Source organism: Mycoplasma parvum str. Indiana (assembly GCF_000477415.1).
In the GTDB taxonomy this organism is placed as follows: domain Bacteria; phylum Bacillota_I; class Bacilli_A; order Mycoplasmatales; family Mycoplasmoidaceae; genus Eperythrozoon_A; species Eperythrozoon_A parvum.
Window position 1 is genome coordinate 449,501 of record NC_022575.1, and the last position, 15,230, is coordinate 464,730.

15 protein-coding genes and 1 tRNA gene are annotated in these 15,230 nt (G+C 26.4%); 5 read left to right on the top strand and 11 right to left on the bottom strand.

Annotated elements, in window-relative coordinates; all coding sequences use genetic code 4:
• Positions 1 to 33: 33 nt before the first annotated feature.
• From lysS to PRV_RS02280, 4 genes are all read left to right on the top strand, one after another.
• Entirely contained in the window at positions 34 to 1,455 is a 1,422-nt protein-coding gene (lysS, locus tag PRV_RS02265) for a lysine--tRNA ligase (protein WP_236608063.1), read from the top strand.
• 36 nt (positions 1,456 to 1,491) lie between these two features.
• Entirely contained in the window at positions 1,492 to 3,984 is a 2,493-nt protein-coding gene (locus PRV_RS02270; RefSeq protein WP_022770312.1) for a PHP domain-containing protein, read from the top strand.
• Between the two features lie 326 nt (positions 3,985 to 4,310).
• Positions 4,311 to 6,425, top strand: coding sequence for a hypothetical protein (locus PRV_RS02275; RefSeq protein ID WP_022770316.1), 2,115 nt, complete (start codon positions 4,311 to 4,313; stop codon positions 6,423 to 6,425).
• 148 nt (positions 6,426 to 6,573) lie between these two features.
• A complete protein-coding gene (locus tag PRV_RS02280) occupies positions 6,574 to 7,377 on the top strand; it encodes a 5'-3' exonuclease (RefSeq protein ID WP_022770319.1) in 804 nt (267 codons plus the stop codon).
• Between the two features lie 350 nt (positions 7,378 to 7,727).
• On the opposite strand, the gene PRV_RS02290 is transcribed toward PRV_RS02280, so the two are convergent.
• The 9 genes from PRV_RS02290 to infC all read right to left on the bottom strand — a co-directional run bounded on the left by PRV_RS02290 (position 7,728) and on the right by infC (position 13,209).
• Positions 7,728 to 8,144, bottom strand: a complete 417-nt coding sequence (locus tag PRV_RS02290) for a hypothetical protein (protein ID WP_144062314.1) — start codon at positions 8,142 to 8,144, stop codon at positions 7,728 to 7,730.
• Between the two features lie 17 nt (positions 8,145 to 8,161).
• The gene (locus tag PRV_RS02295) at positions 8,162 to 8,620 is read right to left on the bottom strand and encodes a hypothetical protein (RefSeq protein WP_022770329.1); all 459 of its coding nucleotides are present in this window, start codon (positions 8,618 to 8,620) and stop codon (positions 8,162 to 8,164) included.
• A gap of 120 nt (positions 8,621 to 8,740) precedes the next feature.
• Complete coding sequence (locus PRV_RS02300; RefSeq protein ID WP_144062315.1) at positions 8,741 to 9,172, bottom strand: hypothetical protein; 432 nt, start codon at positions 9,170 to 9,172, stop codon at positions 8,741 to 8,743.
• Positions 9,173 to 9,182: 10 nt separating this feature from the next.
• A complete protein-coding gene (locus PRV_RS02305; protein WP_022770337.1) occupies positions 9,183 to 9,677 on the bottom strand; it encodes a hypothetical protein in 495 nt (164 codons plus the stop codon).
• A 36-nt stretch (positions 9,678 to 9,713) separates the two neighbouring features.
• On the bottom strand, positions 9,714 to 10,208 hold the full coding sequence (locus PRV_RS02310; RefSeq protein ID WP_022770341.1) for a hypothetical protein: 495 nt from the start codon (positions 10,206 to 10,208) through the stop codon (positions 9,714 to 9,716).
• Positions 10,209 to 10,312: 104 nt separating this feature from the next.
• Positions 10,313 to 10,717 carry a hypothetical protein gene (locus tag PRV_RS02315; protein WP_022770345.1) on the bottom strand — a complete coding sequence of 135 codons (405 nt, stop codon included), beginning with the start codon at positions 10,715 to 10,717 and terminating at the stop codon, positions 10,313 to 10,315.
• Positions 10,718 to 10,868: 151 nt separating this feature from the next.
• Positions 10,869 to 11,462, bottom strand: coding sequence for a hypothetical protein (locus tag PRV_RS02320; RefSeq protein ID WP_022770349.1), 594 nt, complete (start codon positions 11,460 to 11,462; stop codon positions 10,869 to 10,871).
• A gap of 250 nt (positions 11,463 to 11,712) precedes the next feature.
• Positions 11,713 to 12,591 (bottom strand): translation elongation factor Ts, encoded by an 879-nt coding sequence (gene tsf / locus PRV_RS02325; RefSeq protein WP_022770352.1) that lies wholly within the window; start codon positions 12,589 to 12,591, stop codon positions 11,713 to 11,715.
• Between the two features lie 30 nt (positions 12,592 to 12,621).
• A complete protein-coding gene (gene infC, locus PRV_RS02955; RefSeq protein WP_407937398.1) occupies positions 12,622 to 13,209 on the bottom strand; it encodes a translation initiation factor IF-3 in 588 nt (195 codons plus the stop codon).
• Between the two features lie 84 nt (positions 13,210 to 13,293).
• Here infC and PRV_RS02335 point away from each other — a divergent pair.
• Positions 13,294 to 13,381, top strand: a tRNA-Leu gene (locus tag PRV_RS02335).
• A gap of 9 nt (positions 13,382 to 13,390) precedes the next feature.
• Here the strand turns inward: PRV_RS02335 and rpoE are convergent.
• Together rpoE and PRV_RS02345 are read right to left on the bottom strand one after the other, a co-directional pair.
• On the bottom strand, positions 13,391 to 13,903 hold the full coding sequence (gene rpoE / locus PRV_RS02340; protein ID WP_022770360.1) for a DNA-directed RNA polymerase subunit delta: 513 nt from the start codon (positions 13,901 to 13,903) through the stop codon (positions 13,391 to 13,393).
• Positions 13,904 to 13,921: 18 nt separating this feature from the next.
• Positions 13,922 to 15,043, bottom strand: a complete 1,122-nt coding sequence (locus PRV_RS02345) for an HD domain-containing protein (RefSeq protein ID WP_022770362.1) — start codon at positions 15,041 to 15,043, stop codon at positions 13,922 to 13,924.
• Positions 15,044 to 15,230 lie beyond the last annotated feature (187 nt).

Genomic DNA, 15,230 nt, shown 5'->3' on the forward strand with positions numbered 1-15,230 from the left:
TTTAAATTAAATAAAGTAAAGCGAGATATGGATTTGAATAACAATAAAAAACTTAATGATCAAGAATTAGTTAGAAGAAAAAAATTAAATGAATTAATTAAGAAGGGCAATTCTCCCTATCAAATTGAAAAAGTTGATATTAATTTTTCTATTGCCGAAATTATCTCTAAAGGATTAGAGCTCACAAATCCTTTTTGTTGTGCAGGTAGAATTTTAGCAATTAGACAAACTTTTTTTGTTCTTTCAGAAAATGGAGAGAAATTGCAGGCATACATAAATATAAAAGAAGATAAAGGAAAAGAATTATTTGAACACTTCAACAAATATATAGATATAGGAGATTATTTAAGTGTTTTTGGTAGTTTATTTACTACCAAAACAGGAATGCTTACTTTAAAAGTTGAAGCTTTTCAACTTATTTCTAAAGCTTTAAAACCTTTACCTGAAAAAAGGGTAGGCATTACTGACCCAGAATTATTAATTAGAAATCGTGTCGGGGCTCTAATTACTAATGAAGAATTATTCAATTCATTGAGTTGAAGATCTAAATTAATTTTTGAATTACGAAATTATCTAAATAATTTAGGTTATTTAGAATTTGAAACTCCAATTTTACATAAAATAGCTGGAGGAGCTATTGCTAAACCCTTTAAAACTTATCATAATTCGCTAAAAGAAGATCTTTTTCTTAGAATTGCACCAGAACTTTATTTAAAAAAATTAATTATTTCTGGCTTTACTAAAGTTTATGAAATTGGCAAATCCTTCAGGAATGAAGGAATTGATAGTATGCATAATCCAGAGTTTACTTCTATAGAAATATATACCTCTTATTTAGATATGGAAGCTACAATAGAACTCACTGCAAATATAATTCAATATCTAAATAAATTAATTTCTAAGGAATCACCTACTTTAAATTTTGAAAAAAAAGCTATTTGAGAATTACTTTCTTCTAAATTAAAAATAGATTTTTTAAATAATCCCCCCTCTTTAAAAGAAATGTTAGAACTTGCTTTTAAATGAAATATTCAATTGGAAGAGCATGAAAAAAATTGGGCCTGTATATATGAAAAATTATTTGAAGAATTAATAATTCCTGAATTAAAAAATCCTACTTTTGTTTATGGATTTAGTTCCGAATTATCTCCATTGGCTAAAAAAGATTTCAAAAATGAAAAATTTTCCAGAAGATTTGAACTTTACATTAATGGAAATGAATTAGCTAATGGATTTTCTGAACAAAATGATCCATCAGTTCAATTAGAGCAATTTAAAATTCAAGCCTCTAGAGAAAGCTCACAAGGAGAAATAGATTATGATTACATTTCTACTCTAGAATACGGACTGCCTCCAACTGGGGGAGTTGGAATAGGATTAGATAGATTAATTACTTTTTTACTTCAAAAAAAATCTATTAAAGAAATTATTGCTTTTCCTCATTTAAAAGGCTAATTTCTAAACTAAAAAGGGAGTAAACTCCCTTTTTAAATGAATAAAAAAGCTTTGGTTTTTCCTCAATTATTCATTAAGTCTAATCATTCTCTTTTTGAATCAACTATTTCAATGGAAGAAATCATTGAATTTAGTTTAAAAAATAATCATAAACATTCTTTTTTTACTGAAAGTCAAGAAATTAAACATTTTCCTACTTTCCATTTAAAAGCTAGCCAAAAAGGATTAATTCCTTTATTATCTTTACATTACATCTGAAAAAATTCTTCAGAATGATTATTAATACCAAAAAATTTTGAAGGATACCAATTCCTTTGCAATTTTCTTAAAAACATATCTTTAGGGGAAGAAAAATGAGATGAAATAATTAAGATTTTCATCTCAGGCGATGAAAATATAAAACCCTGAAAAGATGACATTTTTTATTTATCTAATTCTGAATGTCCTAAAGGAATATTTATTAGAGAGAATTTATTTTTAAAAAAAGAAGATTACGAACTTTACTCTTTAATTACTGCTATTAAAAATAAAAGTAATTACTCTAGGGAATTGGAATTAAATAGACATTTAAGCAATTCATATTTATTAAATAATGAAGCTGATAATAAGAATATTTATTGAACTAAAAACTTAATAAATATTCTTAAAGAATGTAAATATTATTTTTTAAGGTCTCCTCTAATCGAGGAAAAACACGAAAGCATAACACATGAAAGAAAAGAAATAATTTTTTATTGTTCAAGCGAACTAGAAAAATATACTTCTAAATTCCCTCCCGAAAGTAAAAAACAATATCAAGAAAGATTTCAAAGAGAGCTCAATTTATTCGATTCTAAGGGATACTGAGAATATTTCTCAATTATTTGAGCAGTAATTAAATATTTAACCTCTTCCAATATATTAATGGGTCCTGGAAGAGGTTCATCTTGTAGTAGTTTAATTATTTTTCTATTAGGAATTAACAAAATAGATCCCATTAAATATGGATTATTATTAGACAGATTCTTAACAGAATCTTCTAATAGATTACCTGACTTAGATATAGATATTGAAGGATCTAAAAGAGTAGAAGTGCTAAATTTTTTGAAAAATACTTATGGAGAAAAAAACTTTATTGTTCCTTCAATATTAAAAAAAATCAAAAATGTTAATCTAATTTCTCCAACACTATCTAAAGTTTTTCCAGAATGAGAAAATAAACATCAATTATTAAGCAAATTAATTGATATACCTTTTCTCATTCAAGCTCACCCCTCATCCATAATCCCATTATTAAGAAAAAATTCCATTTTTTTAGAAAATACTTATAAAGAAGAAAATTCTATTTTGCCTATAACTCCTTTAGAATACAATACAACTTCTTATATTTTGCTACAAAAATTTGATTTATTATCTTCACAATATTTGGAATTTCTTTCAGAAGTTATTAAAAAAGTTGGATTAACAAGTTCTCAATTATTTGAAATAGATTTTTTAAATAAAAATACTTGAGAGTTATTAAATAAAGGATTAACTTATTATCTTTTTCATTTGGATAGCCCTTATATAAAAAGTATTATTCCTTTATTTAAGCTGGAAACTATTTCCGATTTAGCTCAATTATTGGCCATTATTAGACCAGGCATTAATAAACATATTTCTGCTTTTTTGAACTATAAATCCCCAAACAATATATTTTTTAATCAAACCATAAAAAACATATTGTGCGAAACTAGAGGGATAATACTTTTTCAAGAGCAAGTGATGCTGCTTATTTTTGAAATAACAGGAATGCAATTATCTAATACTGATAAATATAGAATTGCCTTGCAAAAACAAAAAATGGAAGAATTAGAAAATTTAAAAAAAGAATTTTTTCAATTAGCTCTTGAAAATAAAAGAAATATAAATGAAATACAAAAAAGCTGAGATTTTATTAATACTTTCGGAAAATACAGTTTCAATAAATCTCACGCAGTTGCGTATGCTACTTTATCCTTTCAGGCTGCATATTTAAAAGCTAATTACAGTGAAATATTTTTTATTTCTGCCATTAAAAGAGAAGGGTTATCTAAAAATTGTTTAAACGAAATTATTTCTCTTGGATATCAAATAAAATTAAGCAATTGTTTGAAAAAAGTAAGCTATACAGGTTTTTTCGATACAGAAAAAAAAATATTTTATATAGGACTAAATGGAATTAAATTTGGAGCACTTCAATTATTTCAAATGATTGAAAAAAATGAAAAAGAATTAAAAGAAAATGTTTCTCATTTAGAAGCTGCAATATCTTTTCTATTATCTAAAGGAATAACTAAAGAAGATATTCAAAAATTAAATTATTTGAATTGATTTGAACCTATTTTTTCCAAAGGAGAAAATTCTTTATTTCTTGAATATTATTGAGATTTGTTGTATAAAAAGATTGTCTTCGGAAATACTGAAAATGAAAAAAATTTTTCTTTTTCTGAGGATGAAAAAAAGAGTTTTTTAGAAAATAGAGATAAAAACTTAAATTTTGAATGAAATGATTATTTTTCTGATAAATAATTGAATTATTTTGGATGAAAAAATATTGAATTGCCCTTCATTGAATTAAAAACTGGCGTTTTATTTTAATACAACTTTAAGCTATTAGTTTTGAGCTTCTAACCTCTTCATGGTAGAATACTTTTGTGTGTTTTTTAGTTCAATTAAAAGAAACTTGGTTTTAGTTATTTATTTTGGAGAATAGCTTTTCTTTGGGGGGGGCGCTGAAGAGTCAACAAGTGAAATAAAAAAACAAGTTTTGAATAGTCCTAAAGGGCGATTAACTAATTGTTACTAGATTATTTTAAAGCTAAAGCAATAAAAACTATTATTTTTTCAAACTAAATATGGCAGCGTTTCCATGCGCAAAACATTTACTATCAATTTCTTTATTAGGGGGAGTATCTGCTTCTGGCGGTTCAACAATATATTTTGCGAAATATGGAATAGATGGAAATGAAACTAAAGAAATGGTGATTTCTTATCCTCAAAAAAACCTTAAAAATGGACATTTACAAGAAAAGGTTTATAGATATCAAAAGACAGAACCTATTGCTCAAAAGATAAAAGAAGAAGTTTTCGTCTTAGAAGATAAAAGATTTTCTTCGGATAGAAATAAAAATGTAGAAGAAGGAAATTCATTAGTAATTTCTTTCCCAGAAGAAAAAAGAAATGAAGTGCCTCTTACTTATTCTTCGACAACTACTACATTTAGCTCTTTATCTCCAAAATCACAAATCATTACTTCTACTGAATTACAAAATAATTCCAACAAAATATCTTCTAATGTTGTAAGTGATACAGTAAAAGAACTTAAATTCAGGGAGTCAGAGGAAGAAAGTTCTAATTCTGTTGAAATGAAAATTTCATGGGATAGTGATAAAGAAGTAAATCTTTCTAATCAAATTAAAAATAGTTCAATCGTTGAATCAACTGTTCAAAAAGTTGTAATTCCTTCAAAAAGACAAGAAAGCTTCGAAATTACTACTAATGAATTACAACCAAGATTAGAAGAAGCTAAAAAAGAAATTGTTAATAAAGAGATTCAAATGATTTTCCCTTCAGATAATGTAAATTTGGAATCAAAAGTTTATGATTCAAACATTAACGGTCAGAATGTTTCAAAAATATTTTCACCTCAAGAACAAAAAATTCATTCAGAAGAAATAACTGTAAATTACCAAATACCTTCTATTGAATTTTTAAGAAAAGAAGAGAAAAATTTTGTTGGTACAGATATAGAAAATATTTATTTTTCAAATAAAATTCCCGAAATTGAAGGAAAAATTTTCTCTCCCATTATTTCTAATGAATCTAATTGAGAAGAAACTAATTTCATACAAAAAGATGAAGCTGAAGCTCCAATAATTCTTAAAGGTTTTGTTGTAAAAGACAAAAGTATAAAAAATAAGTTTTCAAATAAAGTTGCTACTTATTTAGCATCAACTTTAAAAAAACAAAAGTGAAGTAAAAATCCTTATTGCTCTATAGTTTCTGCAAGAACTGCTAAAAAACGGAAATCTATAGAAAAAGCTAAGGCTTCTAGAAAAAGTTCTAAAGATTATCAACAAAATTCTTCACATGTAAGTGCTCATAATAAAAATGTCTTAAGCCCTGAAAAACAAATTAAAAAAGAAAAATTAGATAATTCTGCAAATCATATTCAAAAGCAAACAATAATAATAAATAACAAGGTGGAGGGGGCAACTGAAATAATATCTATTCTTACAACTCAAACACCAGAAAGAGATCAATCAAGTAAAAATAAAAATTCTAATTCTCAACAAGCTTCTACTAGCCTAAAAACTAATTCAACAAATCAAGTATCCTACTCATCTTTAATCATTGAAAATTCTCCGTCAACCACAAAGACATTAATTAAAAAAACAAAAAATACTGTTCAAAGTAATTCAACATTAAATAAGGGATCTCAAATTATGCAAAAATCCATGCCTTCTCAAAATAATATAAAAACAGTTCCGTTTCAATATTTTTGCCGCGGACATGTTCATTCACCTTGACGTGTACCACTTTATAAAAAAGATTTATGTCCTGAAGATATAAAATGAATGGCTAATCCACAAGTCCAAAAAAATATAACTAAAAGACATTCACAACGCACTCAACAATCTAATCACCATCATTTAAATTCAAGTTCCAATGTACAACACCGTCACAAAGAAATGGGATTAATGGCAAATCCACAAACTGAAAAATATCTATCTCGAAGTAGCGCTAAAAGATATTTGAATTACACTCAATCAACTAACTACCATAACAATAACAATTATCAATCCCATTTGCAACATTATCGCAGACACTCACACTTAAATCCACAACACAAAAACTCTCGCTCTTCAAGTTGTTTTGACAAAAATGAAAATAGATGACAATCTCCGGAAATTAAAAAATATAGCTTTTCTTGATCTCGCTCTAACAGTCACAAAAAAATAAATTTTTAACCAATATTATCCCCTTTAAAAGGGGATATTATAACTTTATTTAAAACTTAATTTTTTCATTTTGTTCTACATTGCCTTTACTAAAAATAAAGAAATTTTTAAAAAATAGATATAAAGTTTAATTTTGAAATAAACTAATTACTAACTTATGATAAAAAGAGCGATTTTAATTGATGGAAGCTCTCTTATATATAGATGTTTTTATGCATTGGATTTAAGAGGAAAAGAAGTTGTTGGGGATGAAAGTAAGAGAAAATTTATGAATTTACTATTATTTCAAACTCGTAAATGAATAAATTTAAATAATTACGCTTATGGGGCAATGCTTTTTGACATTGATAGAAAAAGCTTCAGAACTGAATTACTTCCTGAATATAAAGCTAATAGAGATCCAATGCCCCAAGAGCTTCTAAATTGACTTGCTGAAGCTACTTCCAAAGTATCTGAATTAGGTATGACTGTAATTTTCGCTCCTAAAGGTTATGAAGCTGATGATTTAGCTGGAACTATTTCTAAAAAATTATCAGATTTTGATTTCAAAGTAGATATTTTTACTACTGATAAAGATTTTTTACAATTAGTAACTCATTTAATTTCTATTTATAGAATTAAAAAATCTTTTCAAATAGAAATTAATAATCATTTAAATTTTGCTGAATTAAATGAAAATTTATTGCCTTTTCAGATACCTTTATTTAAAGCTTTAACTGGGGATTCATCGGATAATTATCCTGGAATTCCACAAATTGGAGCTAAAACAGCTCAAAAAATAATTAATCAATTTAAAACAGAAAAAAAGTTTTTTTCTTATTTACAAGAAATCAAAGAAGAAAAAATAAGAAATAGTCTTTTAGAAAATGTAGAACAAATCAAAAAATTTCTGAAAATATCAAGAATAAAAATTGATTTAGATTACAAATTTGAACTTTCAGATTTTGTAATTAATAAATAATTTTTTAGAGAGGGGGGGGAGATATTCTCCCTTTTTTATTTTCTACTTTAAATTATCTATTGTTTTACCAACTTTTTCTTTATTATTTTTACCAATTCACTTAACTTTGATCAAAACTTTAGATGTCTTTAAATTCGTGTATATTCCGATATTCAAATGCACTCTTTAAAGTTAATGTAGTTTTTTTTGGAGCTCCTAAAGGGGGGCCCACGGCATTAAAGTGCTTAGAATTTTTAAAAACATTATTTAAAACTTCTCTTTTAAATTTTTACTTTGAAATTAATTGTAGCCCACTTAAATTTAATTTTCCCCGAAAGGGAGATTTTTAATGAATTATTTAAAAATTTTTATTACCCTTTTTCTCCTCTAGCTATTGCTTCTTTTCGATTTAAATTTGTCTCACAAATAACTTCGTTATTTTTTTCTTTCCCTTCAGCTTCTTTTAAATTTGCATCGAATCCTAGCACTTTACAAATATTTTTTTGAAAGAAAATTGAACTTTCTAGAACTACCCCAAAAATAACAGTTTTTTTGATAGAAGTTTGTGTATTATTATCTTTACTACTATCTTTTTTTAAAACTTCTCCTAATTTATCTATTAAAGATCCCACTCCCTGTACATTTTCTTTCGTTCACTTTATATCTAATTTAGTTTCAGAATTTTTCAAAGTTAAAGGCATTAAATCAACTTCAAAAGTTTTTTTTAATGTTGCGACAACAGGAGCTCCTATTCCGCCGCCAAGTATTAATGTAAATAAAGGTTTCAATAATAACATTTAAATTTCTAACAATTTAAGGCAATTGCTTTATTAACTTGTTCATAATCACTAACTTCTTGTGAGCTATTTTTTAAAACTTCATCTTTTAAATCCTCACACTTAAAGCCTGATAAATAAAACTTTATGGATCCACTAAAATTTTCATCTCCTTTATGAAGCATTTTATTTTTATGGTGCATGGAGTTTCAATGCTGTGATGATTTATTTTCATCTCCGCTTATTCGTCAAGATGTGTTTCTTCCAGAAGTGTAATTAGAGCTTTGATGTTCTCAATATTTATCTCCAACTCTCAAAAGACTTTCAAAATTAAAAAAATTATTTCTGTCGTTTCCTTCCTTTTTACCTATTTTTAACACTTCAGAAACTCCTCTCTTATTGTATAGGTAAATTGTGTGAGCATTCACTTCAGAGCTGCTCGGAACTCAAAATGTGATTCCTCCGCCAATTGAAGAACCTACAGTCAAGAGCCCAATTAATCGTTGATTACTAGTAATTAGTAATTAAAGATTCAAAAAGAATTGTCTTTCTCTCTCCCCCTTTAAATTAGGAGGAAATTTTACAATTTCAATAAATTAAAAATTTTATTAATTATATTCTCCTCTTGCAATTTTTTCTTTTCTATGTAAATTAGTTTCGCAAGATATTTTATTTAACGCTTCCTTTCCTATAGAGTTATTACTTAAGCTTGAATCAAAACCTAAAGTTTTGCAAATATCATCTTCAAAATAAATTGAACTCTCCAAAACTACTCCTAATATCAAAGAATTTTTGTTTCTTTGAGTCTCTAAATTGGTTTTTATTATTCCATCTCCTTTTATTGCTTCTCCAAAATTATCTATTAAAGAAGCTGCTTTCTCGCTCTCTTCTGTGTTAGTTCATTTTATCTCCACTTTAATATCAGAATTTTTTAAAGTTTTTGGCATTAAATCAGCTTCAAAAATCTTTTTTAATGAAGAGACTAAAGGAATACCCATGCCACTCCCCAAAGTTAATGTAAGTAAGGATTTTAAAAACATAATTTATAAATTATTTCTTTTTTACTGATTCACAAATAAACAAATTCTTTTCTTTTTCTGTTTGTTTAGGAACTTCTTGGTTGAAATTTTTTAAAACTTTTTCTTTTAAAGTTTGACATTCATAACCAGATAAATAAAACTTTATGGAGCCTCTAAAATTGCTATTATTTTCGGTAAATGCGGATTTATGCATAGATTTTCAATGTGAAGATTGTTTGGAATCTTTACCAATTATCCTTCATGTTGTATTGGAATTTATGTTTGAATTGTAACGTTCACTTTGGTGTTCTCATCGTTTTTTCCCTACTTTTAAAAGACTTTCAAAATTAATAGGAAAAGTTTTTACATTGGATTCTCCTATTTTCAAGACATCAGCAATTCCATTCTCATTGTATAGATAGATGGTTCGGGCATTAACCTCAGAGCTATTTGGAATTCAAAAAGTAATGCCCCCCCCAATGACAGTTCCTGATGTCAATAAAACTATTAATGATTGATTACTCATGATATTAAAAATAGAGATTCTGAAAAATCATTGAATTTAATTTCTTACTTCTGAATCTTCTTTACAGGTAAAGGAAACTGAATTACTCTTATTATCTGGACTATTTTCCCTAACTTTATCTTCCATTTCCTTACATTTGATTCCAGTTGCATAAAACGTGATAGATCCGTTAAAACCACCTTTATTTTCAGAATTTAAATTTCCGTGCATAGATGATCAATTGTAAGATTCTGGAATACTAACTCCTTCTATTCGTCAAGAAGTATTAGATAGCTTACCGAGACTATAATTAAGACTTTTATGCTCTCATCTATTATCCCCAACTTTTAAAAGACTTTCAAAATTTTCAAAAAAATTTTCACTAAACTGAGATTTTTTCCCTATCTTCAAAACATTAGAAATTCCTTTTTCGTTATAAAGATAAATAGTATGTGCAATTGTTTCTGATCTGGGAGGAACTCAGAAAGTAACTCCTCCTCCAACTACAGCTCCTGTAGAAAATAATGCTGATAAAGTATGAAAAGTATTCAAAATACTTTCTTAAAAAATTAATACTTTACTTATTTTAGGGGACTTACGGGAATATTTCAATAAGACAAATTTCTTCAACTTCAAGAAAATAATTAAATCTTTTATTATTTATTTCCCTTAGAAAGGGCTTCCTTTCTATCCAAATTTGTTTCACAAATTACTCTCCTTCCCTCTTCATTTTTTATATTGTTTCCTAAATTGGAATCAAAGCCCAATGATTTGCAAATCTTATTTTCGAAAGGTATTGAAGTTGTCAAAACAACTCCCAAAATTACAGTATTATTAGATTTTTCTTGTTTTTTTGCAATTCTAGTTTCACCTAATTTATCTATTAAAGCTCCTACGTTATTTTTGGAATTCTTTTTTGATCATTTTATCTCTGCTTTAATTTCAGAATTTCTTAATACAGCAGGCATTAAATCCATTTCAAAAATTTTTTTCATAGTAATCATTAAGGGAGCGCCTACTCCACTTCCTAGAACTAAAGTGAAAAAAGACTTTAAAAACATAACTTAATTGTTTATTTTTTCTACTAATAATTAATAATTAGAAGTCTTTAAAAGTATAAGTTATTTAATTTTTTAAATCACTAATAAAGCTTTCTAGTTACAAAACTAATTTCATTTAAGTATTTAAAGAGAAAATATTTCTCTTATAAACTTAATAGTCAAATGTTGTTCTTATCTTTTGATCTAATATTTCCAATTTTCGATTTCATTCATCACATTTAACATCTGATAAATAACGTTTTACAGGGTAAATCTCTTTATTTCCAAAAATTTTTATTTTTCTAAATTTTCGTTTTCTTTTTCTGAAAGCTTTTCACTTTTCTGCTGCACAAAGTTCCAATAAAAATCATATTGCCACAATAAAGAGCATTACTAATATAGTCAAAAATAAAACTATGGGATCTCTTTCACTTCAATCCCACTCAAATTCATTTATAGCGAAAAGAAGATATAACATCATTGCAGGTATAGTTTGAAATATTAGGAATATAATCATTTTTCACCAATTTCTTTTACAAAACTTTTGAGTTTTTATTTTTTGAATAGGTGTTTTTATTTTTCAATTTTTAAGCTTTTCAATTATTTTTTCTATTGCATGTGTAAATAGCTCTCTTTCTAATTGACTGTAATTTATTTGTTTAAATTTACTATTAAATTTCCTAAATTTTGGACCCCTCAAGGGCCTTTTTATATTTTTTAGAAGATTTTTCTCTTTTCTTTTAAAAAGCTCCATCTCCCCCCCCAAATCTATTCAGCATAAAAATATTAAAAACTAATCTTATTAAAATTTTCATCATTATCTTTTAATAAATTTTTTCGTGTTGTTTAAAAGCTTTTATTGATAATTTCTATATTTTTTTAACTTACTCTTAATAATTAATTTTCAACACTAACACTAAAGAATAAACAGAAAAATTTTAAAACTTAGCTTAATTAAGCTAAAGTTTTTTCTTTTTCTTCTAAAAAACTAAATTATTTTAAAGCTATTTAAGTATTTAAGAAGAAAGGACAATTTTTTTTCCTCAAATAGGAGTTAAATCATTATGAAATAATATTTGAGAAATAGAGAGACTTGGATCTAATATAAAAGGTTGTTCTGAAAAAGTAACTTTAGATACAATTTGTTTAATTTGTTTATTAATAATATTGTCAATATTAGGAATATTAGGATTTTTTTCCAGTAAGCTAGCTTTTAACTTACTTTTTTCTTCTTCTAATCATTTAGGACAAATTTCTTGTTCATTCAAAAATAAACTAGAAGAAGCGGCATAATGCAGTATTAATTTTCTAATTTCTGCAATATTTTTTAAATCTGTTTTCGGCCCTGTTTTTAAAGATAGAATAGCTCCTAATTTTTCATTATGGTGAACATAAGCTAAAGAAATAATATCTTTTTCTTCTTGAGGAGAAATAATCAAATCAGTAATTTTTATTTTTTCTTTAGTTATAGAAGAAAGAGCTGAAACTTTTTCTTCTATAGACAATTGATCTTTTGGGGATATTAATTTCAAAAATCCTTCTAAATCCAAAGAAGTTTGTCCAGAAGATAAATAATCAAGAAGAATTGCTGATAATTCTTCAGCTAATTTTTTGAAATCAGCAGAATTAGTTACAAAATCAGTTTCTGCTCTAATGCAAAAAAGAGCAGATATTGTATTATTTTTCGGAAGTTCTACTTTAAATATTTTTCCTTCCGGAAAATCTGTATCCCCCAATCCTGAAGCAACGCTTTGCTTAATACTCTTCTTAAAAAGTAATTTTTTTGCTTGTTCATAATCATATTTAGCTTCTTCTAAAGCTTTAGCGCACTCCCCGAAGGGAGCTAAAGTTTCTTTTCTTAATTTAACTAATAAATTCTTCTTATTAAGTACCATTTACTCTAATTAAAGTTTATTAGTTTAGTCTTAATAACTTTTCTCTTCACTTTTATCATTTGATTTTTTAGTTATAGGGGAAAAAATACAAGTATATTGTGTTTTATTAACTCCCTTTAATGGCTCTATTGTTTTTCCCTCATCTTTTAATAATTCCTTTATTCTATTTAATAAATTATCAGCTACTGGAGATTTTACTTCAGTAGTGTCAAAAGGGGTTTTAATAATTAATTGAACTCTATCGCCACCAAGCAATCACTCTTTCATTTTTTTCATTTTTCACTCTAAATCGTGTTGATCAATTTTTAATTTGAGAGCAATAGATTTCATCTTATTTCCTTTATTTTTCTCTCTTTTGGAAGATTTATATTCAAGTTTTTGTTGTTCTTGAACAAAAGCTTGATAATTAACTAATTTAATTACAATTGGCTTAATTGAACTATTCACAATCATTAAATCTAAATCTCTTTCCTTAGAAATAGAAAAAGCTTCCTCTTTTGACACTATTTTAGAAGTTCCATCTAACTCTATTAATCTAACATTTTCTTCAGTTATATTTTCTGGAGTTAATAACTTTGGAAGTTTTTTTAATTTCAGTTTAAAAAAGTTAGAAAATAAAGTTAACTAAAATTTTTTTGAAAGGAAAAAAATTCTTTAGTAAAAAACTAAAGAATTTAAACTTTTTTGAAACTATTTAGCTACGCTCTTGTGGTGGAATTGGTAGACACGGTAGTCTCAAAAGCTACTGATAGAGAATATCATCTCAGTTCGAGTCTGGGCAGGAGCACCAATTTATTTTTTATTCAAAACTTTCTTCATCTTCTTCTTCATTACTCTTTATTCTTCCTTGATATCCGCTCCCTTCTTGCCCTAACTCCTCATTTTCTTCATATTCTTTATTAGATGATGAAGAATCATCTTCTTCTTCACTATCCAAATCACTATCTTCATCCTCTTCATCCTTTAATTCCTCTGTAGTTTCTTCCAAAGAAGATGAATCTTCATCATCTAAATCTTTTTCTGAAAAAACAATATTTTTTGATCTTTTTCCCATAACTTTTAAATATTCTGCTAAACCCATAAATTCTCTAAGTTTTCACATATTATTTCCTATATAAACAAATCTTGGATCTCCCAAAACTTCTAAATAAAAAGAAGATATTCAATCCTCAATATTTTCTTTTTTAAAATCTTTTGCTTTTGTTCAAGTTTTGGCCCACAAAGAAGAAAAAGTAAAGCTTGATTCTCCAAAACTTTCTATAGCTACATCATTAGCTATACTAATTAATGTTCTCAAGCTTAATTTACTCATCCAAATAGATTCTATTAATTAATTTTTAGAGTTTAATCATTTAGAATAAAGTTCTTTATTTAAAAGAACAAAATTTATTTCCCTTTCTTCCTGAAAAGGGAAGCTCAATTCTAATTCTTTAAAGCTTTTAGAGTCCAAATCAAAATAATTCAACCTCTGTATTTTTGGAATTGTTTTTTCTCCTATTAAAGAAGAAATACTTTTTACTTGTATTAATTCTTTTTCATTAATAGAAGAATTAGAGGAAAAAATATTAAATTCTTTGAACTCTTCGGGAAGCATTCTCACTAATATATGCTGACTCTCTTCTGTATTTCCCCTGAATAATAATAAAAGAGAAAATAAAGAAGAAAGAGAAGGAGAATTTTTATTCTTTAATTCTCAAAATAATTCATCTAACTTGGAAAGAATAATATAGTCTCTTAGATTAAGAAATTCAGAAATTTTTATTTCTTCTAATTTTTTCTTAAATAGAGGAAATAATATTTCATATTTTTTATCATTTTCAAATTCCGAAGTAAAAACTTTTTTTCATTCTTGAAAAATTGAAAATAATATAACCTGATAGGAGCAAGCGGAAGGATTGGAATAAACCTCTCTCTGCATATATTCTCTAGCTAGTAATAAAGAATATCTCTGATAATTAGTTTTTTGAAGAAAAGCTAATTTTCTTTTTCCATTAAATTTCAAAAGTCTTGTTCATTTAATTATTAAATGAGGATCTATAGAGAGAGTAAAACTACCACAAAAATATTTATCTCTCAATAAATAATCTAATCTATCGACATCAATATCCGAAGAAATTAATTCTTCTATTCATTTTCTCTCGCTTTTTTTAGAGAGAATATTTACTATTTCTTGAGAAAAAAAGGAATCTTCTTTTCCATATACTCTAGATCTTTCTGCCAATAAAGAATACAATTTTGATTCTTTATTAATAATTATTCTTCTAGTCATTTCTTCATGAGAGAAAGCAGGAAATAATCATTCAAAAAAATGAGAAAAAGGTCCATGCCCTAAATCATGAAGAAGAGCGCAAGCTAAAGCTAAATCAATTTCCAATTGATCATCTTTAAGAGTCAAATCCCCTAAAGAAAGAAAATGAGAAATAAATTTAGAAGTTAAAGCAAAAACCCCCAAAGAATGTAAGAGTCTAGAGTGGGTGGCTCCTGGAAAATTTTCATGTAAAAAGCCTAATTGACTAATAGAAGAAAGTCTCTGAAATTCTTCAGTATTTAATAATCCATAAAGTCAAAATGAATATCCTTCAAACTTTATTTCTCCGTGAATAGGATCTTTTATAAACGGCCATCCTCCGATGGCCGGA